This is a genomic window from Streptomyces bambusae (genome assembly GCF_019400985.1).
GTDB lineage: Bacteria > Actinomycetota > Actinomycetes > Streptomycetales > Streptomycetaceae > Streptomyces > Streptomyces bambusae_A.
Genome location: NZ_WTFF01000012.1, coordinates 28,656 through 47,802, shown reverse-complemented (window position 1 = coordinate 47,802; position 19,147 = coordinate 28,656). Strand labels below are relative to the sequence as shown.

General features: G+C 70.0%; 21 protein-coding genes and 2 pseudogenes. 15 read left to right on the top strand and 8 right to left on the bottom strand.

Annotated elements, in window-relative coordinates; translation table 11 throughout:
• Positions 1-14: 14 nt before the first annotated feature.
• Positions 15-536 carry a DUF6879 family protein gene (locus GPJ59_RS03870; protein WP_219664926.1) on the bottom strand — a complete coding sequence of 174 codons (522 nt, stop codon included), beginning with the start codon at positions 534-536 and terminating at the stop codon, positions 15-17.
• Positions 537-767: 231 nt separating this feature from the next.
• Between GPJ59_RS03870 and GPJ59_RS03865 the strand changes: the two genes are divergently transcribed.
• From GPJ59_RS03865 to GPJ59_RS03855, 3 genes are all read left to right on the top strand, one after another.
• Entirely contained in the window at positions 768-1,508 is a 741-nt protein-coding gene (locus GPJ59_RS03865) for a VOC family protein (RefSeq protein ID WP_219664925.1), read from the top strand.
• Between the two features lie 188 nt (positions 1,509-1,696).
• Positions 1,697-2,977: an MFS transporter gene (locus GPJ59_RS03860; protein ID WP_219664924.1), complete on the top strand. Its 1,281-nt coding sequence runs from the start codon at positions 1,697-1,699 to the stop codon at positions 2,975-2,977.
• A 186-nt stretch (positions 2,978-3,163) separates the two neighbouring features.
• Complete coding sequence (locus GPJ59_RS03855) at positions 3,164-3,505, top strand: hypothetical protein (protein ID WP_219664940.1); 342 nt, start codon at positions 3,164-3,166, stop codon at positions 3,503-3,505.
• Here GPJ59_RS03855 and GPJ59_RS03850 read toward each other — a convergent pair.
• The 3 genes and pseudogenes from GPJ59_RS03850 to GPJ59_RS03840 form a co-directional block, all read right to left on the bottom strand.
• Positions 3,496-3,837: pseudogene (locus tag GPJ59_RS03850) on the bottom strand (transposase); the annotation flags it as partial. The gene GPJ59_RS03855 and the pseudogene GPJ59_RS03850 overlap by 10 nt on opposite strands.
• 522 nt (positions 3,838-4,359) lie before the next feature.
• Positions 4,360-4,641, bottom strand: a complete 282-nt coding sequence (locus GPJ59_RS03845; RefSeq protein WP_219664923.1) for a hypothetical protein — start codon at positions 4,639-4,641, stop codon at positions 4,360-4,362.
• A gap of 92 nt (positions 4,642-4,733) precedes the next feature.
• Complete coding sequence (locus GPJ59_RS03840) at positions 4,734-5,324, bottom strand: hypothetical protein (RefSeq protein ID WP_219664922.1); 591 nt, start codon at positions 5,322-5,324, stop codon at positions 4,734-4,736.
• 220 nt (positions 5,325-5,544) lie between these two features.
• Here GPJ59_RS03840 and GPJ59_RS03835 point away from each other — a divergent pair, with 220 nt between their 5' ends.
• The 7 genes and pseudogenes from GPJ59_RS03835 (at position 5,545) to GPJ59_RS03805 (ending at position 10,652) form a co-directional block, all read left to right on the top strand.
• Complete coding sequence (locus GPJ59_RS03835; RefSeq protein WP_219664921.1) at positions 5,545-6,846, top strand: M48 family metallopeptidase; 1,302 nt, start codon at positions 5,545-5,547, stop codon at positions 6,844-6,846.
• A 290-nt stretch (positions 6,847-7,136) separates the two neighbouring features.
• Complete coding sequence (locus tag GPJ59_RS03830) at positions 7,137-7,400, top strand: hypothetical protein (protein WP_219664920.1); 264 nt, start codon at positions 7,137-7,139, stop codon at positions 7,398-7,400.
• Entirely contained in the window at positions 7,372-7,899 is a 528-nt protein-coding gene (locus GPJ59_RS03825; RefSeq protein WP_219664919.1) for a DUF6879 family protein, read from the top strand. The genes GPJ59_RS03830 and GPJ59_RS03825 overlap by 29 nt, the downstream gene beginning before the upstream one ends.
• A gap of 24 nt (positions 7,900-7,923) precedes the next feature.
• Positions 7,924-8,325: pseudogene (locus GPJ59_RS03820) on the top strand (helix-turn-helix domain-containing protein); the annotation flags it as partial.
• Between the two features lie 314 nt (positions 8,326-8,639).
• A complete protein-coding gene (locus tag GPJ59_RS03815) occupies positions 8,640-9,038 on the top strand; it encodes a hypothetical protein (protein WP_219664918.1) in 399 nt (132 codons plus the stop codon).
• Between the two features lie 368 nt (positions 9,039-9,406).
• The gene (locus GPJ59_RS03810) at positions 9,407-10,132 is read left to right on the top strand and encodes a protein kinase domain-containing protein (protein ID WP_258023812.1); all 726 of its coding nucleotides are present in this window, start codon (positions 9,407-9,409) and stop codon (positions 10,130-10,132) included.
• 31 nt (positions 10,133-10,163) lie between these two features.
• Positions 10,164-10,652: a GNAT family N-acetyltransferase gene (locus GPJ59_RS03805; protein ID WP_219664917.1), complete on the top strand. Its 489-nt coding sequence runs from the start codon at positions 10,164-10,166 to the stop codon at positions 10,650-10,652.
• A gap of 62 nt (positions 10,653-10,714) precedes the next feature.
• Here the strand turns inward: GPJ59_RS03805 and GPJ59_RS03800 are convergent, their stop codons facing one another.
• Both GPJ59_RS03800 and GPJ59_RS03795 read right to left on the bottom strand, forming a co-directional pair.
• On the bottom strand, positions 10,715-10,978 hold the full coding sequence (locus GPJ59_RS03800) for a DUF397 domain-containing protein (RefSeq protein ID WP_219664916.1): 264 nt from the start codon (positions 10,976-10,978) through the stop codon (positions 10,715-10,717).
• Positions 10,975-11,826 carry a helix-turn-helix domain-containing protein gene (locus tag GPJ59_RS03795; RefSeq protein ID WP_219664938.1) on the bottom strand — a complete coding sequence of 284 codons (852 nt, stop codon included), beginning with the start codon at positions 11,824-11,826 and terminating at the stop codon, positions 10,975-10,977. Before GPJ59_RS03795 ends, GPJ59_RS03800 begins: the two co-directional genes overlap by 4 nt.
• A 111-nt stretch (positions 11,827-11,937) precedes the next feature.
• Here GPJ59_RS03795 and GPJ59_RS03790 point away from each other — a divergent pair, with 111 nt between their 5' ends.
• Positions 11,938-12,402: an ATP-binding protein gene (locus GPJ59_RS03790; protein WP_219664915.1), complete on the top strand. Its 465-nt coding sequence runs from the start codon at positions 11,938-11,940 to the stop codon at positions 12,400-12,402.
• Between the two features lie 207 nt (positions 12,403-12,609).
• Positions 12,610-13,509, top strand: coding sequence for a zeta toxin family protein (locus GPJ59_RS03785; protein WP_219664914.1), 900 nt, complete (start codon positions 12,610-12,612; stop codon positions 13,507-13,509).
• Positions 13,510-13,525: 16 nt separating this feature from the next.
• Here the strand turns inward: GPJ59_RS03785 and GPJ59_RS03780 are convergent, their stop codons facing one another.
• The gene (locus GPJ59_RS03780; RefSeq protein ID WP_219664913.1) at positions 13,526-14,176 is read right to left on the bottom strand and encodes a DUF11 domain-containing protein; all 651 of its coding nucleotides are present in this window, start codon (positions 14,174-14,176) and stop codon (positions 13,526-13,528) included.
• A gap of 303 nt (positions 14,177-14,479) precedes the next feature.
• Here GPJ59_RS03780 and GPJ59_RS03775 point away from each other — a divergent pair, with 303 nt between their 5' ends.
• Entirely contained in the window at positions 14,480-15,040 is a 561-nt protein-coding gene (locus GPJ59_RS03775) for a GNAT family N-acetyltransferase (RefSeq protein ID WP_219664912.1), read from the top strand.
• A gap of 20 nt (positions 15,041-15,060) precedes the next feature.
• Here GPJ59_RS03775 and GPJ59_RS03770 read toward each other — a convergent pair whose 3' ends face one another.
• On the bottom strand, positions 15,061-16,410 hold the full coding sequence (locus GPJ59_RS03770) for an SMI1/KNR4 family protein (protein ID WP_219664911.1): 1,350 nt from the start codon (positions 16,408-16,410) through the stop codon (positions 15,061-15,063).
• Between the two features lie 260 nt (positions 16,411-16,670).
• Between GPJ59_RS03770 and GPJ59_RS03765 the strand changes: the two genes are divergently transcribed.
• Positions 16,671-17,138 carry a hypothetical protein gene (locus GPJ59_RS03765; protein ID WP_219664910.1) on the top strand — a complete coding sequence of 156 codons (468 nt, stop codon included), beginning with the start codon at positions 16,671-16,673 and terminating at the stop codon, positions 17,136-17,138.
• Between the two features lie 185 nt (positions 17,139-17,323).
• On the top strand, positions 17,324-19,084 hold the full coding sequence (locus GPJ59_RS03760; RefSeq protein WP_219664909.1) for a carbohydrate-binding module family 20 domain-containing protein: 1,761 nt from the start codon (positions 17,324-17,326) through the stop codon (positions 19,082-19,084).
• Positions 19,085-19,147: the final 63 nt, after the last annotated feature.

Below are 19,147 nucleotides of genomic sequence, written 5' to 3'. Positions count from 1 at the left end.
GGCGGTGGAGGGGTTTACGACGGGTGGTACTCCGCGTGGGGGGTCGCCCGTTCCCAGACCGCTTCGAAGGCGTCGAGGCAGAGCTTGAGGATCGCCGGGTCCTCGGACAGCTCGATCGGGTCCTCGGGGGCCAGCTCGCCGTTTCCGGCGAAGTGCAGGATCAGGGCGAGCTTGCCGTCGAAGACCCAGTAGTCGTTCGCCGGGAGGGGGATGTCGGCCGCGCGGCGGCGAGGGAGCCACCTGATCTCCTCGCCGGCCAGGACGTTCGCGTCGGAGACGTGGTGCTCGAACTTCAGGTAGTCCGACTCGGGTACGGAGAAGACCCGGGCCCGGCGGACGGACGCGCCCCGGGCGGTGGCCTCGCGCACCCAGCGGAGCCAGGGGCGCAGTGCCGGGTCGTTGTCCTCGGGGAGGTCGCGACGGCCCTTCTGCCACTCGATGAAGCTGGGGTCCGACTCCATGTAGCCGTCCCGCATCTCCAGATGGACTGCGCTGTGCTCGGTCGCGGCGAGCAGCTCCTCAAACGACGGGACCATCGGCGCCCTTCACCTCCAGGAAGAATTCGATCGCTGAGGGACAGCCTGCGCCGCAGCTGCCTGCGGGCGCACCGAACTTGCGCAAACTTGCACGCTGAATAGCGCCCTCGGGCACGCTCGCCCGGTGACGTACTTCAGGCCGCCGACGAGGGCGACCATGGCCCGTACCAGGTAGAGCGCGTGTTTAATCGCAGTGGCCCGGGTCGGCGGGCGGCTTTTATGATCTTCGGCATGGCGACACGACTCGTGCAGATCAACATGAAGGCCCACGACGACTCCGCGCTCGGCCGGTTCTGGGCGGAGGTGCTCGGTTGGGGCGTCGACAGCGAGGGACCCGGGGTGACCAACCTCGAACCCGTGGGCTTCGCCTACCCCGACCCCGCGGCCGTCTGCATCGACATCATCGCCCGCCCGGAGCCCAAAACGGTGAAGAACCGGGTGCACGTCGATCTGGCCACCACCTCGACCGCCCATCAGGAGGAGTTGGTCGCGCGCCTGAAGGATCTCGGCGCGACGCTCGCCGACGTGGGGCAGGGCGACGTCCCCTGGACGGTCATGGCCGACCCGGAGGGCAACGAGTTCTGCGTCCTGGAGCCCCGCCCGGTCTACGGGGACACCGGGCCGATCGCCGCGGTGGTGGTCGACTGCGCCGACCCACGGGAGATGGCCCGGTTCTGGGGCGAGGCGATGGACTGGACGCTGCACGAGGTCACCGACGACCACGCGACCATGCGCTCCGCCCAAGGCGTCGGCCCCTACCTGGAGTTCGTCCGCACCCCCGACACCAAGAGCGGGTGGAACCGCGTCCACCTCGACGTCAGCCCCTACCGCGGTGACGACCTGGCCGCAGAGGCAGCCCGACTGCGCGCCCTGGGCGCCACCGACCCCGGTGGTTTCGACCAGTCCGCCATCCACTGGACGATCCTGGCCGACCCCGAGGGCAACGAGTTCTGCCTGCTCAGCCCCCGCTGACCGACCCCGGGGCTGCGGCTCCGCCCGCTCACCGGTCACCGACGAAGACCGGACACGACGTCAGCGCATGCCGCCCCCGGGCCACGAGCGGGTCGCCGTAGGCGCCGGTGCCGCTGCCCATACAGCCCCGGCGCCTACGGCGGCGCTACGGCACTACGGCACTGCAAGCTCGCCATGGAAGAAAGACGATGTCAGACGCGACCCACGACCAAGCAGCCTGGCGCAGGTTCCGACAGTTGTGGGCGTCCACGGCCACGTCGAACCTCGCCGACGGCATGCTGCTGTCCGCCACCCCACTGGTCGCCCTGACCCTCACCCGCGACCCCCTGGCCATCACCACCGTCACCGCCATGCAGTACCTGCCGTGGCTGCTGTTCTCGGTGCCGCTGGGGACGCTGGCTGACCGCGTCGACCGCATGGTCCTGCTCCGCACCGCGAGCACCACCCGGGCCCTGGGCGCCGGGCTGCTGGCCCTGGCCCTGGCCACCGGGCACGTACACATCCTCATGCTGTACGCCTTGTCGTTCCTGTTCGGCCTGGCCGAAACCCTCTACGACAACACCTCCTCGGCCCTGGTGCCCACCCTCGTCAACGACCACCAGCTCGAACGGGCCAACGGCAGGCTCCACGCGACCTACACCGTCGCCAACAGCTTCGCCGGCCCCCCACTGGGCGGCAGCCTCTTCGCCCTCGCGGTCGCCGCCCCCTTCGCCCTGGGCGCAGCCGGCTACGCCGTGGCCGCACTGCTGTTGACCGTGCTCCCCCTCACGCACCGCAAGCGGCGGTCACCCGGCACGACCACGACCACGACCACGACCACGGCCACGACCACCTTCGTGGAAGACCTCAAGGCGGGAGTGCGCGGCTTCACCGGCAACCCCCTGCTCATCAGCCTGTGCGTCCTGTTCGGCATCGGCAACCTGGCGAGCGCGGCCGCCTACGGCCTCGTCTCCCTGACCGTGGTCGAACGTCTCGACGGAAGTCCCGCCACCTTCGGTCTCGCCCTCGCCGGCGGTGCGGTCGGAGCCATCCTCGGCGGCATGTACGGCGACCGCGTCGGCAAGCTCACCCGCACCGGTACGACCCTGCTGTGGACCACCGTGGTGTCCGGCGTGGCGATGGCTGCCCTGGGACTGGCCGACCACGTCGTCGTCCTCAGCGTCCTCATGGCGGTGGACGGGTTCGTCGTGGTGACCCAATCGGTCATTGCCGTGAGCATGCGGGCCCGGCTCATCCCGGACCACATGCTCGGTCGCGTCACCGCCGTCTTCCGCACGCTGTCGACCGGGGCCTCCGCCCTGGGCGCGGTCCTGGGCGGCCTCCTGGCCCGCGCACTCGGGCTGACCTGGCCCTTCCTGATCGTCGGCGCCGTCGTCGTCGCTCTCGGGCCGATCCTGTTCCGCTGGCTCAGCAACGAACGCATCGAGGCAGCGCTCGCCACCAAGGCGCCGGCCTTGGAGAAGGTCTGACGTTCGCGGCGCGCCACCACGCACGCACATACATATGCTCGCCGATGCCACGCGCCTGACCGCGTTCCACAACGCCCTCAGCCTGCCGTTTAACCGTTCTTCCCGCGCCTGCTCGCAGTGCGATGATGTGCTGTGGTCAGTGATGTCGAGTGGGGCCGAATCCGCGCCCAGTTGCGATTTGGGCAGGTGTTCACGGGAACGGTCGTCCTCGTTCCCCGGCCGGGGACGATCGGTGTCGTCGTAGACATCGGGCTTGAGGTGGAGGGCTTCGTCGACGCAATTCTCCTGCCTGAAGAGACAGAGGGTTGGCCAACGGAAGGCGTCGTCACCCAGTTCGAGGTGTGGTGGACGGACCGGCCCCACCAAATACGTCTGAAGCCGCTGGATCCGAACTTCTTGCGTAAGGACTGGCCCGAGTTCCTGACCAGGTGGCGGCCTGGCTGGCCTGCGGAAATCGGCCAACCAGCCGGCCCCGGGCTTGCCGATGGCCTTGAGAGTCTCGGGGCGTTTGACGGTCTGAAGGAGTAGGGCCAGCCCGGAATGAACTGCGACGCCGTCTTCGCGCGGCCGTAGACGTGGCAGAACAGCCGCTCCGCCGAGCACGGCGAGTCCGGACGAAGCCACGGCGACACATCGACCGCCAGGACCAGGCGCCCGCCGTCGAAACGCGGCAGTGACAGCCCGGCCAGCACCGCCCGCAGTCGACCGACGTCGAGCCTGCCGTGGTTCAGGCCGCCATACATCGCTCCGTGCCCACGCCGATGCTCGGGCAACAGAGTCAAGTCCACCAGGGACTTCACCGCACCGTCCGCGCACAGCACCGCGTCCGCCAGCATGATCAGATGAAGGCCGCCCCCCACATCCGACGAATGCCCAGTCGAGCGATCTAGTTCGACGGACGATTCGAGCGCGGCAACATGACCTGCTGCATCCCTACACTGCCGGCTCAGGCTCCGTCCGCAGGTACCGACCCCAGACCTGGGCCTTGCGATAGGGGCCATCCCCGTTGCTGTCGTACTGCGGCGCGTCAAAGGTGACCCAGTACAGAAGCTCGCCACTGAGCGCCTGGGCATGTTCGTTGGGCACGGGTGCACCCATAGCATCGATCGTTCCGGGAAACTCGACCTGCCAAGGGCCGTCCCAGCACGGGTCCCGAACGACCGTGACTCGGGTACCCGGTGCCAATGCACCCGTCGGCCATGTCTGGCTCAAGGGACGACCGAGGATGTGCTCCATGGCCTGGCGATCATCCACATCCGCGGGAACAGAGTCAGAACGGTCTGTCATGCCGCCCACTCTGCCCGCACCACATCAGGAGCGCCAGAAGATAAAGAACAAGCTCAGGCCGTGTATCGAAAGTGGCTGGAGATGCGGAATGTCGTTCAGAGACCGTTGATGGCCTCGGCCAGGTCAGATCCGTAGGAGGCCCAGCAGATCACTGAGCCGTCATCGTCGAGCTGCCCTATGAACCACTCACCGTCGTCCCTCACGAGGCACAACTCGTGGAACGCAAGAATCACGTCGGGCCGGAGCGGTTCGTAGTCGTCCTGACCGGCAACCTCAAGGACTACGAGCCGATCGGAGGAGAGCGAGACGGCGCTGGGGTCTCCGGAGAGAGCGCGCACGCGCTCGATCGTCCATCCGGCGGGGAGTCCTGAGTTCACCGGGGCATGGTCCCAGGAGGCTGCCCGTCACAGCCACTCGTTGATCAAGGACTGCGGTCAGCACGGTTGCCTCGTAGCGGACGGCGAGCTTGTCATAGCGCGCGGCGGCGTTTCCAGTAGGCGACGGTCAGTACGGCGAGGAGCGGGCCCCACAGGACCAGCGGCGCGTAGCAGATGTGGAACCAGACCCCCTCCCAGCCGCCGGCCTCGCCCGGGAAGTCGTCAGGGAGGGCGTCGCCCCGGATCGTCGTGCCCATGAACTGGGTGACGGTAGTGAGGACGGTCCACAGGACGGTGAGGAGAGTGGCCCCGATCGCGGCGGGAACGACCGCCGCCATCGTCGGGACCCGGCGGCCTCCCACCAACGGGAGCCAGCGCGGGAACACCTCGCCCCACCGGGCGATCAGGCCGAACGCCGTGAACGCGAAAGCCTCCGACAGGACCGAGAGGGAGACGACGTACAGCCGCTCGCCGATTCCCCTCCCATGGTCGAAGGCGATGGGGAGCCTCCACAGACTGGACGGCAGGACGGCCAGCACCACGGCAAGGGCGGTGAGTCGCAGACGCCGGGAGACGCCGGCGACGGGCTCGTGGGCGGCCCGCCATGCGCCGCGTAACCGTCCGGGGCGGGCTGCGGGTTCGCCGACGCGCGGGAGTGGCGGGTGTGGCGGGAGTGGATGCATGTGGTCGTCCTCTGTCTCGTCTGTCCTGTCAGGGGCCTGCGTCCACGAAGATCGCAGCCAGGAGGGTTGCCGCACATCGAGCCGTGAGCGGACCCGGCTCCCCCGTACCGCGGAGGAGCCGTCCTACCGCAGGAGGACGGCCGGGCGGTGCCGGGTCCCGCACCGGGCCGGGTACGCTGCCCTGGCCGCGGCCCAGGGGGGACCGCGAGGGAGGGAGATCATGGAGCAGGACCTGGCTGTCCGAGCGCCGGGGGCACAGGCGTGTCCCGAGTGCGGGGAGGCCCTCACGGCCACCGACGAGCGGTTCGTCGTCTGGTGCGCGGCATGTGACTGGAACGTCGACCCCGGCGCCCCGGACCCCGAGCCCGGCCGGCTCGCCGCGGCCCGCCGCCGCCTGGCGCGCCGGCACGGAGAGCAGCTCGCCGCCGCGATGACCGGCGGAGACCCTGGCCGCCCGCGCCGCGCCGCGCCGGCGCTCCTCGCGCTCGGGCTCGCTCTGATCGTGCACGGCGTCACCTTGGCGCTGGTGGTGGCCGGGCTGTTGCTGATCGTGCTCGGCTGGGAGACCGGGATCCAGCCGGTCGAGGGCCTCGTTCTGCTCGTGGTGGCCGTCGGCCTGCGCCCGCGGCTGGGCCGGCTGCCGCAGGACGGGCCCGTGCTGTACCGGGCGGACGCGCCCCAGCTGTTCGAGCTGATCGACGAGGTGGCGGCCGTCACCGGCACCGCCGGCGTGCACGCCGTGGTGGTGTGCGGCGACGTCAACGCCGCTGTGACGGCGTACGGACTGCGCCAGCGCCGGGTGCTGATCCTGGGCCTCGGGCTGTGGGAGATCCTCGGCCCGCGGGAGCGGGTGGCGCTGCTCGGCCACGAGCTCGGGCACTTCGCCAACGGGGACACCCGGCACGGGCTGATCATCAGCGGGGCGCTGCGCTCCCTGGCCCTGTGGGTGAACACGCTGGCCCCGAGTCCCGCGCACACGATCTGGGACTCGCTGTTCAACGTCGTGGCGTATCTGCCGCGCTGCGCCGCGTACGGCTTGCTGGTCCTCCTCGACCAACTGACGCTGCGCGCTGCCCAGCGCGCCGAGTACCAGGCCGATATGAGCGCGGCGCGGGCCGGTTCGACCGAGGGCGCGACGGATCTGATGGACCGGCTGCTCGTCGCGGACTCGGTCCAAGCCCAGCTGCGCCGGGAGTCGGTGGCCGCCCAGATGACGGGCGGAAGCGCCGGCCGGGCCGCGCGGGAGGCCGCGGAGCAAGGCCTGTGGGAGCGGATCGCCGCGCATGCGGCGTCCGTACCCGGGCACGAGTACGAGCGGCTGCTCCGGGTCGCCGCGCGGCGCGGACACAGCGTGGACGACACGCACCCGCCGACGCACCTGCGGCGGCAGTGCCTGGCACTGGGCGAGCCCCGGCCCGCGCAGGTCGCCTACGACGAGGAACGGGCCGCCGCGGTCGCGGCCGAACTGGTTCCGGCCCGGGCGGCGGTGGCCCGCCAGCTCATCCGCGACCTCGCGGGCTGAGGCCGCCCGGGGCCCGGGCGCCCGCCCTGCGCTACCAGCCGCGCCGAGGCGCTCGACGCCCGGCGCGCTCACCATGACCGGCTCCGGGGGCCCGGTGCGGGCTGACCGAACCGCCGTACTACCTCCCGCCCGCGAAGCCGAGGAAGCCGGACCAGGCGGTGGGGACCTACCTCGCCCGGCCGAAGGTCTGCCCGAACATCACCGCCTTCATGTGCTCTTGACCGCCCTTCGGCCCTGCGATTGGTGAGGACGTGCAAAGGAGCGCAACCGGGTGGACAAGGGAGATCGTCATGGCGCCACGGTTCGTCGGGATGGACCCCAATACCCAGGGCGGCGGTTCGCCGACGGTGTGGGTGGACAGCGAGAAGCACGAGCTGGTGATCCAGGGGTGGAAGGCTGACGAGGCCCTCACCGCCGAGATCAGCAGTACGGCCTGGGTGGAGGGACACGACACCGGCATCCCGGACCACGAGACCCTGATCCGCATCCCGGCACGCATGGTGCCGATCCTGAGGAAGGCGTGCGATGACGCAGAACGTGCCGGACTTTGCTGAGCTGCTACGCGGTGCCGAGCACACTGCCGTTCACCTGGAGATGCGCGACGTCTACGCTGTCGGCGACGAAGCCACGGACTTCGAGCAGTTCAAGCACACGGGTACCCACCCCAACGCGGACCCCGCGACAGCAGACTGGAACGGCTGGGTGCCTCTGGTCCGGGAGACCGTCGGACGCGGGGTCGTGATGCGCCGGGCCCGCATCGTCTCCGAGCCGGTCACCGACTACATTCGGTTCGAGCACGCCGGCACCCCTGTGAACCTGGCGGCCGGCGAGCTGGTCCGCTGGCTTCCGCGAAGCCGAGCCTCGAACCTCATGCTGCCGGGAAACGACCTATGGCTGATCGACGACCGTCAGGTGCTGTTTCACTGGTTCACCGGTGACGGCGACTGGGCCGGACACGAATTCAACGAGGACCCCGACGTGGTCAAGATGGTCTCGGCCGCGTTTGAGGCAGTGTGGGAGCGCGGCATCCCTCACGACCAGTACACCGTCTGAGCCGCAGCACCGGACAGCCCGCCCATGCCCAAGTCGCCGTCCTCCAGCGCCCAGGCCGCCCGGGAGGCGGTTGCCGCCCGCCTGCGTGAGCTGATGCAGGACGCGGGGCTCAAAGGCAGTGAGCTGGCTGTCCGGTGCGGGTGGAACGCCGCCAAGACCTCCCGCATCATCAACGCCAAAACCCCGCCATCCGACTTCGACATCCGCCTCTGGTGCGCGGTGTGCGGCGCGGACGACCAAGCAGCCGACCTCATCGCCACCAACCGCGCCGTGGAGTCGATGTACCTGGAGTGGCGCCGTCTCCAGCGCAACGGAATGCGCAAGGTGCAGGAGGACTTCTACACCCTGCACGAGCAGGCACGCCTCTGCCGCACCTACGTCTCCAACGTGGTCCCCGGATTCCTGCAGACCGCCCCGTACATCACCAGAGATCAACATCACCCAGCCACGCGAACTCGCCGACTACGCACGGGCCTTTGCCGACCTGGCGAACATGGCCGTCCACGGCGAACACGCCGCCCGCTTGATCACGTCCGCGATCGAGGCCCTCGGGTGAATCCGTGCAAGGGCATGCAATCTCGTTGAGGGCAAGGCGCGGCGCTCCTTAGCGTGTTGGGTGCCGCTCGGGGCTGAAGGACCGCCGGGCGGGTCCCCCGAAGCAGCGGGCCCGCTGCTGTCGCCGGACCGGTGCGGATACACCACCAACCACCACTCGAAACACCGTCGAGAGGAGCACCACCATGTCCAGCACCACCATCGAGCGTCGCGAACTCGGCCGCTTCCTGGCCATTGCCGGGCGGCGGTTCGAGAACGGGAAGGCCCCGGCCGAGATGCTCTCGCCGGCTGTGGACGCCGCATGGCACCAGATGCTTGACACCCCCGAGTATGAGGCGTTCAGTACCGAGCACGCCGGGACCGTCCTGGGGCACAGCGAGATGAACGGCGCCGGCCCGATCGCCTGGGTCGCCGACTACGAGGAGGCGTACGGGCCGCTGCCCGAGGTCTGGTTCACCGACGCCAAGGGCAACGTGGACGACGCGGCCGTGGTCCGCTACAAGGAGACGGGCACCGTCGTGGCCGAATGGGACTGCGGCCCCACCACCGGAGACGGAGACGACGCCGCGCCGGCCACTCGGTGACCCTCACGCACACCGACGGAGTGTCCCGGCCGACCGCCGGGGCGCTCCGCCTCGTTGAGGCCAGCACCACCAGGCCGCGGTCCATCGACATCACCGCGTACGTCCAGCGGATGACCGCCCACTGTCCCTCCACGCGACCCCCGACCTGGCCGCCGCGCTCGCCGTGGCCGACGACGACGGCCGCGACGTCTTCGAGCACATCCCCAACGACTGGACGGAGATCCGCACATGGGCGAAGCTCTTCCTCCCCCCGATGAAGCCCTCAGCCGGATCAAGGGCCACGTCGGCGAGCCTGCACGGCACGGCTCTTGAGCGACCGGCGCGGCTCGCGCGCATGGAAGATCAAAGGCCCCCGGGGAGCCGTCGCGTTGAAGGCGAACAGCCCCGAGGACGAGACCGCACGCGACAAGACCGCCGAGATGGCACAGGAGGATGACCACCTCGTACGGCTCATTCACGGGGGCGTGCTGAGCCCCGGCTACCGAGTCGACGCCGGAACCTGGGAAGGCGGACGATGGCTCGCGGTGCGCTGGGTCAACGGCGAGCCGCTGTGGAAGGCGTTCGCCCCGGCCAGGGACGGCGACGGACACCACACGCGGCCGCGGCTCCTCGGCATCGCCCGCACGTGGGCCGATTGCCTGGCCCACATGCACGCCGCCGGATGGGCCCATGCCGACGTCCAGCCCACCAATACTCTCGTCATGCCCGACGGCCGCGCGGCGCTCATCGACTACGCCCTTGCCTGCGGCCCCGACGACGGGCCGCGTCTCCCGTACCGAGGAGCGCTCACCCACACCACCGCCCCCGAGATCGCCGCCATCGTCCTCGCCACCTCCGACGACGTGCACATTCAAGCTGAGCCGGCCGCGGATGTCTGGGGGCTGGGCGCGTCCCTGTTCTGGTGCTGGACCGGGCACCGCCCCGTCGACTACAAGGACGATGCGGACCGGATGGAGAAGCTGTGGGCCATCGCGCAGGGCACCACCATCTCCTTGCAAGACACCCGGCCTTGGCCGTTCCCCGAGTTCGAGGACACGATCACTGGTCGTGCCTCTCCCCGGTGCCGGAGGACCGCCCCACCGCCGAGGCCCTGACCGCGTTCCTCACCGCTGCGGACACCACATCGTGACCGCGCTCCGCGCCCTCGCCCTGGCCGACGCTCTGGCCGTCCGCCGGATCTACAGCGGGGCGTCCGTGACGTACCTGATGCGGCCCGAGATGACCGAGCCGGAAGCCGAGCAGTACGTGATCCGGATACAGGAATGGGCGGCAGCCGACCCGATCGTGCAGTACGTCCTTGGCGTGGACGTCGGCGGGGATCTGGTCGGCGTCGTCAAACTCGACCGCCGTCCCAACGCGCATGGAAGGGTGAGCTACGTCTTCCGCGAAGACACCTGGGGACGCGGCTACGCAACGGGGGCCGTGCAGCAGCTCATCACCTTCGCCTTCACCACCGCTGCCTTCGAATCCCTGGGTGCGAAACACCATCCGGACAACCCCGCCTCGGGCAGAGTGCTGACCAAGGCGGGGTTCACGCGCCTCAGGGCCGACGACGGGTTCGTCCACTATCAGCTCGAACATGCCTACCCAGCGGCGGAAGGAAATGTCCCGTGACGTGCCCCCCCCGCGACCGGCCTCGCAGGCCGGTCGCGGAGCGACCGAACCGCCCTACCTGCCTACTCCCGCCCGGCCGCGAAGCCGACGAAGCCGGACCAGGCGGTGGGGGTGAGGGTGAGGTGGGCGTGGGCGGGCCGCTTGGAGTCGCGGACGAGGACCGTTTCGGGGGTCGTAGCCACCTCTACGCAGGCAGGGCCGTCGTTGCTGCTGTAGCTGCTCTTGAACCAGGCGACCTCTACGCAATCGGGGCCGTCGTTGGTGCTGTGGCTGCTCTTGACCCACGCCAGTGCGGAAAGGTCCTCGACTGATGGCTTGATGCTCATGTCTCCCCTAGCACCTTCTCGATGAACGTCAGGGACTCCCGTGGCGTGAGAGCCTGCGCTCGGATCATGCCATAGCGCATCTCCAGGAGCTGAACGTGTTTTGGCTCCGTGATTACGCGGCTGACCAGCTGAACTTCGTTGTGCCCGACCGTTGTTCCATCGTTGAGCCGCATGAGCTGGAGCGACCCAGCAAGACCTGCGTGCTCCTCCACGTTGGTGGGCATGACCTGGATCTCGACGTGCCTTGCGTTTCTGCCGACGTCCAACAGGTGTTCCAACTGTCGGCGCAACACCATCTTGCCCCCGATGGGGCGCCGTAGCACTGCCTCTTCCTGCACTACGTTCAGCAGCGGCGCCGGATGCTGGCGGATAACGTCCTGGCGGGCCATCTGCGCGGAGACGAGCCGTTCGAGCTCGTCCTCCCCGTACGCAGGCCGACGTAGCGCGTACAGTGCGCGGGCGTACTCCTCCGTCTGAAGCAGGCCCGGCACGACGGCATCGGCGTACTCGCCGATCTCGAACGCCTTGGCCTCCAACTTGGCCAGATCCCTGACCTTCTTGGGGTAGCGGGCCTTTTGGACGTCCACCTTCATCGCGGAGATCTTCCCCTTGGCGCCCAAGATCTCGTCCGCCTTGTCCAGGAATTCGGGGCGGGGAATGCGTGTGCCGCGCTCGATCTTGTAGAGCAGTTCCGTGCTGTAACCCATGCGCGCCCCGAACTGTGCGCGGTCGAATCCGCCCGCCTCCCGCCACATTCTCAGCTGCCGTCCGACCGTGGCGATCACCGCCCCGGATTCGTCCTCCGGATCGAGTTCCCAGCTCGACTCGTCCGTGCCGTCTGTGCTCACTTCCACCTCCGAATGGGACCGGCGGGACAGGGCGGGACCGCCCTGGACAAGGGCCGTACACAGCGGCCCGGGCTCTTCTCAGGCTACGCACGGATCGCCACGCTGAGTGATGTGAATCAGGAAATCTCCTTCGTCGCAACTCTCCCCGCCACCCCGCGCGGTGCCCGCCTCGCGCGACAGATGGCGGTGGCCCAACTGGCAGAACGGAAGCTTCCGTTCGAAGACGCGGCGCAGGTCGTCGCCGAACTCGCCGGTAACGCCGTGACGCACGGCCGGGTCCGGGGGAGGGGGTTCCGGCTGGCGATGGGTATGCGGCCCGGCCCTACGCTCCGTATCGAGGTTACCGATACCCGGTCCGAGGCGCTTCCGTCCACGGTGGTGGCAGTTCCGGACGTGGGGGAGGAGTCGGGGCGGGGGTTGTGTCTGGTGTCGGCCCTTGCGGCGCGGTGGGGAACGGACCGAGGGCTTCCGCCTCTCAAAACCGTGTGGGCGGAAATCGACTTGGCATGCCCGATTTCGCCGGATCGAGGTTTCCGCGACCCGGTCGATCGCGTTCCGGTCCGGCGCGACGCATAAGGATTAGATAACCGGGGGAAATGACCTAGCCAACCACCCCCTCCCCTCCGTCACCCGGTCGGGTGAATAAGGGCAACCGGGCTGGCGCATATGACAATTCGGGGTGCAGGATCAGCCTCGACAAAACCCCAGACATGCGAACGGCCCTCGTACGGGACTGGCATCCCGAGCGAGGGCCTCGCCGCAGAGGAAGATCACCACTTCCCCATGGCTGACCAGCAGCTTAGCGCGCCCCGGCGCGCCTCGTACGGCATCCGGCACAACAACCGTGTCCTGCACGGCCGGTACGTCAAGATCAGCAACCTTCTGGCCCAGCACCGCGAGCTGAGCATCACCGCGATCGGGCTCGCCACGCACATCCAGTCGCTGCCGGAGGGCGCCAAGGTGACCATCAAGGTGCTGGCGGAGCGCTTCCCCGAGGGGGAGGTGCGGATCGCGGCCGCGTTGAAGGAGCTGGAGGAGCACGGCTACCTGGCCCGCTACCAGGAGCGGCTGCGCACGGGGCGGGTGGTCAGCCACATCGTCTCGTACAACATCCCGGCCGCCGCCGAGGCGCCTGTGGACGACGATCACCACGACGATGACGACCAGCCTCCGCCGGAGCCGCCGCCTGCGCCGAAGCCGCCCGTCGCGGAACCGCCCGTCGTGGAACCGCCGGCCCCGGATCCGGCCGTGCCTCCCGCGGCGGCGGAGCTGCCGGAGCCCTCCGACTCGGCCACCCCCGAAACGCACGCCGAAGCACAGGACTTGCTGGCCCGGCTGCGGCTGCGCGACCCCCGCCTCCTCCTCTCGGAACGGGACGTGAACCGTCTCGCTCCCGCCGTGGCCACCTGGCTGGAGCGCGGAATCCGGCCGTCCATCGTCAGCGCCACGCTGGCGGGCGGCCTGCCCGTGGAACCCATCCGCGCACCCGCCGCGCTGCTGGCGCACCGGTTGCGGGAGTGGCTGCCGCCGCGGCTCCTGCCTCCACCGGTAGTGGAGGCAGGGCCGTCGGGAGACCGCGTGATTCACCCGTTCGTGAACTGCGAGGGCTGCGAACTCGCTTTCCGCTCCCCGGAACCGGGCTACTGCCGCGACTGCGCGCCGGGCGACTCAGCCGTGGCGTGAGCGGCGCGGCGCTTGCTCAGGGCGTCGCGTTCACCCGGAAGGTCTGGCTGTTGGTGTTGCTGGCGCCGGGGCTCAGGACGTTGTTGTTCGTGTTGATGTTGTTGTAGATCGGGATCAGGCCGCTCAGGTTGATGGGGAGGATGGACGTGCCGTCCCCGTTGCCGCCGTTGCAGTTGGGGCCGGGGATGTCGACGGTGTCACTTGCCGAGTCGCTGAGGCTGCCGTCGTTCTCGCCCACGGTGGCGGTGTTGGTGACCGTGCAAGGAGCGTCCGTGGCCACGCTGACGACCACTTCGAGGGTGTATCCGCCTCCGGGAGGGATTTCGTCGGATTGGCAGTCAACGCTGGTGCCTGCGTTGAGAGAACAAATGATCGCGGCGCCGGTGGTGTTCTCGGTGACGTCTCGTGAGGTGGCTGTAAGCCCTGCGGGGAAAACATCCGTCATGCGTGTCCCGCTCATGAGGGTCGGCTCGTTGCCGGGGTTGCTCACCCTGATGGTGAAGGTCCCCTGTCCGCCCCGGGGGAAGTCCCCCGTGTGGGTCTTCGTGATCTCCAGCTGGGCCACCGCGTACGCCGGGGTGACCCCGACGGCGAACGGCATGGCGATGCCCAGCCCCAGGACGGTGCCGAGGGAGGCGAGGCGCCGCCTCAACGTGTGGATGGTCATGGTGGGTTGCTCCTGTGGTGTGTAGGTCCGCCGGGAGGCACGGCTCCGGCCCGGAAAGGGCGCGGAGCTCGGCTCGCGCAGGACGCCTGCACACACGGGTACGCGGCCGGGACGCTGTGATCACGACCGCCACGCCCATCTCACTCGTTCGCCACGCGCCCAGGTCGCCTTCGGGGACCGTCCGGGCGATCGGAGGCGGTCGTACCGGGCGGCACGGGCGTACGCCGCCCGGCGCACCGTGATCCTTTACGCTTCGACGGCTACGACCATGATCACGATCACGACTGCCAGGGGGACCCCACCATGCTCGAAGGCACCCACGTCCGGCTCCGCGCGCTGCGCGCCGAGGACGCCGAACACCATCTGCGGTGGCGCAACGACCCTGAGGTCGTCCACTGGGCCACCGCCGGTGACCCGTGCTTCGGCCCGGTGACCGCCGAGGCCCTCGGTATCGCCTTCGACTCGATGCTGCGCCTCGTACCGCTGGAGTCGGCCGTCTTCACGGTCGAGGACCGGGCCGACGGCCGTCCGATCGGTATGGCCGACTACCGCGACCTGGACCCGTTCGGCGGCGCGGCCACCGTCGGGATCACCATCGGTGAGCGGGAGTACTGGGGGCGCGGGCACGGCTCCGAGGCCATGCGGCTGCTCGTGGACCACCTCTTCGGCGCGTTCCCCCTGCGGCGGCTGGAACTGGACACGTGGAGCGGCAACGAGCGGGCCGTACGGGCGTTCAGCCGGCTCGGCTTCCGCGAAGAGGGCCGCCGGCGACAGGCCGTCCGGCAGGGGGACACCTTCCACGACCGGGTGCTCTTCGGTCTGCTGCGCGAGGAGTGGACGCACGGGGCCGAAGCCTCGTCCTGAGCGACCAGCACCCCACCGGGTCACCCCGTAGGAGGACCGAGGTCGCCTTCGACGACCGTCACCGTGATCGGGGGGCGGTCCCAGAGGGTGAGGAGTTCGTTGGCGAGGGCCACGACCGGGAGGGGGTCCGGGCGGCGGCCGTGGACGGTGACGGCGGCCGCCGACAGGGTGCGGGGGACGGCGTCGGCGTCGAGCAGGACGCGCCAGTCCTCCGGGCCGAGTGCGAGGTACTCCAAGCCCTTCAGCCGGGAGATCTCCCGGGGGTCGGCGAGCGTGCCGGGGTAGGCGGTGACGGTGCGCAGGCGGGGGAGGCCGAGGACCGGGGCGAGGCTCACCGGCTCGGCCTCCCACCCGCCGACGGACAGGACCTCCAGGTCCGGGTGGACGGCATCCTCGATGCTGTTCGGGCTGCGGATGCCGACGTGGGCCACGGCAGGCGGCTGCTCGCCGACGCGGTCGGAGCGCCATTCGCCGCGCCCGCCCACCACCAGGTCGGTGAGGGAGTCCGCGAGGAGCGCGGCACCGATGAAGTGCTCGTGGTCGATCACGATGATCTGCCCGGTGTGCCCGCCCGGACCCGGCGTCAGGTCGACCGCCAGCCGGTCGCCGCCGCCGTTGTCTCCGAAGACGATCCAGCCGGGCGAGCCGACCAGGCCTTGCACGGCGGCGTCGGGCGGGGTGGTGACGGCGTACATCGCCGCGAACCGCCAGGAGGCGGGCCGGGACGCCGCGTCGGCGACGTACAGGCCGTCCAGGGAGATGAGTTCGCAGCCGACTGCCGCGGACTCCCGTTGGACGGCGTCGTAGGTGTCGTCCCCCCGGTGGTCCCAGCGTGAGCGGGTCACCCGGTAGAGCGCCTTGAGCTCGCCGGGCAACGCGACGCCGAGGCGCGCTTCCGCGGCGGCGATCTCCGCCTCGGTGGCACCGACGGCGTCGGGGAGGCGCTCGCGGAGCGTCCGCTCCAGCAGCGCCGGGTCGGCGGAGGGCGCCGGAAGCGCCCCGGGCGTGGGGTCGGGGAGTCGGCGCCACGGCTCGGCGACCGCACCTTCGACCAGGGTGAGCGAACCCGGGTAGGGGTTGCCGATGCCCGGTTCCACGGCGGGGCTGGAACCGATCACGTGGAGCGCGGTTCTGCCGTCCGGTGCGATCTGCGCCGTGAACGAGACCTCGTCGGCGCCGTGGCTCACGAGCGCGTCCTGCACCCGCTGCACGGCGCGGCGCCCCGGGAGCGGGAGTCGCCCCCTCAGCGGCAGGCTGCACGACCCACGGCCGATCCGACCCGCCACATGCCCGCCCGGGCCGGTCAGGCTCTCCGTGTTGCCGGCCCGGAGGAGCCTCAGCAGCGGCTCCCAGGTCGCGAAGTCGTGCATCGAGGGCGGCGAGGGCGGCGAGGGCAGCGAGGGCAACGATGGCCTCCGGTCGTTCGGTTGATGGCGCCGAGTGCGGACGCGCGCGCCGACGCCGAGTGCGGACGGCGCGAGCGTACGCCGCCGGCACCACCCCGGGCGTGGGGACGGCGTCGACGGCGCCACGTTTCGGGGGAGGCCGAAACGATCGCGGGTGTGTGGGCGGCATTCGAGTATCGGCGTGGCGGGCCGGTCGGGTCCGCCGTCCACAGGAGGGGAACGTCATGCTCAAGAAGTTGCGCCGTGCCGCCACCGGGGCGCTGGCCGTCACCGCGCTCGTCACCGGCGGGCTGCTGGCAACCGCCGGTTCCGCGTCCGCCGCCCACTCGTACGACGACCGGCTCTACCGCGGGGAGAGCCTGTCGCCCGGCGAGTCCATCTCGCGCTTGTCCTGGGACCCGTACATCTCCGGCTACTACCGGTACCGGCTGGTCATGCAGACCGACGGGAACCTGGTGCAGTACAAGACCAACGTCAAGTACGGGTTCACCAAGGTGTGCTGGGCGTCCAACACCAACACCGGGGCGCAGAACCACGCGATCTACCAGGGCGACGGGAACTTCGTCGTCTACACGCCCTGGGGCCAGGCCGTGTGGGCGAGCAACACCATGGGGCTTCCCGGTGAGACCGTCGACATCAACTCCAGCGGTGTCACCTACGTCGGCCACACGCCCATCTCCGGTGCCTGCTGAGTCGATCCGTCCTGGTGCCCGCTGCAACGGCCGGGCCCCTCGCTTCCTCCTTCGGAGCGAGGGGCCCGGCTGCTTTCGCTTGCGGGTCGGAAACAATTCTGCAATCTCTTGCGCAAGGTCTTGCAACAGTTCGGGGTCCCCCCTACCGTCGCCACAATCCCCACCTCTCCGCCAGGAGGACCCCCATGAGCCTCGCTCGCACCACCCGCACCACCCGCACCACCCGCACCGCCCGATCCCCCCGATCCGCGGCCAGAGCCGGGCTCGCCGCCGCCACCCTCCTCGCCGGCACGATCGGTGCCACCGCGACCGCCGCCGCGCCCGCGCTCGCCGTCCCGCCCGGGGAGAAGGACGTCACCGCCGTTCTCTTCGAGTGGAAGTTCGACTCCGTCGCCAGGGCCTGCACCGACACCCTCGGGCCCGCCGGGTACGGGTACGTGCAGGTGTCGCCGCCGCAGGAGCACATACAGGGCTCGCAGTGGTGGACCTCGTACCAGCCCGTCAGCTACAAGATCGCCGGGCGGCTCGGGGACCGGGCCGCCTTCAAGGCCATGATCGACACCTGTCATGCGGCAGGCGTCAAGGTCGTCGCCGACTCCGTCATCAACCACATGGCCGCCGGCGACGGCGTCGGGACCGGCGGGTCCTCGTACACGAAGTACAACTACCCCGGCACCTACTCCGGCGCCGACATGGACGACTGCCGCGCCGAGATCTCCAACTACCAGGACCGTGTCAACGTCCAGAGCTGCGAGCTCGTCCAGCTCGCCGACCTCGACACCGGCGAGGACTACGTGCGCGGGCGGATCGCCGCGTACCTCAACGACCTGCTCTCCCTCGGCGTCGACGGCTTCCGCGTCGACGCCGCCAAGCACATGCCGGCCGCCGACCTCGCCGCCATCAAGTCCCGGCTGACCAAACCCGACGCCTACTGGAAGCAGGAGGCCATCCACGGCGCCGGCGAGGCCGTCGACCCCGCCGAGTACCTCGGCAACGGCGACGTCCAGGAGTTCCGCTACGCCCGCGACCTCAAGCGCGTCTTCCAGAACGAGAACCTCGCCTACCTGAAGAACTTCGGCGAGGGCTGGGGGTACATGGCGTCCGGCAAGTCCGCCGTCTTCGTCGACAACCACGACACCGAGCGCGTCGGCGACACCCTCAACTACAAGAACGGCTCCGCCTACACCCTCGCCGGCGTCTTCATGCTGGCCTGGCCCTACGGCTCGCCCGACGTCCACTCCGGCTACGAGTGGAGCGAGAAGGACGCCGGCCCGCCGAACGGCGGTGCCGTGAACGCCTGCTACAGCGACGGGTGGAAGTGCCAGCACGCCTGGCGCGAGATCTCCTCGATGGTCGCCTTCCGGAACGTGGCCCACGGTCAGGGCGTCACGAACTGGTGGGACAACGGGGCGGACCAGATCGCGTTCGGGCGCGGCGACAAGGCGTACGTCGTGATCAACCACGAGGGCGGGACCCTCAGCCGCACCTTCCAGACCTCCCTCGCCGCCGGCGACTACTGCGACGTACAGAGCGGGCGGGCCGTCTCGGTCAACTCCTCCGGGCAGTTCACGGCGACCGTCGCGCCCGGCACGGCGCTCGCGCTGCACACCGGCGCCCGCACCTGCTCCGGCCCGGCCACCCCGCCCGACACGGCAGCCGGCGCCTCCTTCGCCGTGAACGCCACCACCAGCCTCGGCCAGAACATCCACGTCGTCGGCGACCAGCCCGCCCTCGGCAACTGGAACCCCGCCTCCGCCCCCAAGCTCGACCCGGCCGCCTACCCCGTCTGGAAGCTCGACGTCGCCCTCCCGGCCGGCACCTCCTTCGCCTACAAGTACGTACGCAAGGACGCGGCCGGCAACGTCACCTGGGAGAGCGGCGCCAACCGCACCGCCACCGTCCCCGCGAGCGGCAAGGCCACGCTGAACGACACCTGGCGCAACTGACCCGCGCCCCCCACGACCAGGGCCGCCCGGCACACCCGACCCACGCCGACCGCCGGGCGGCCC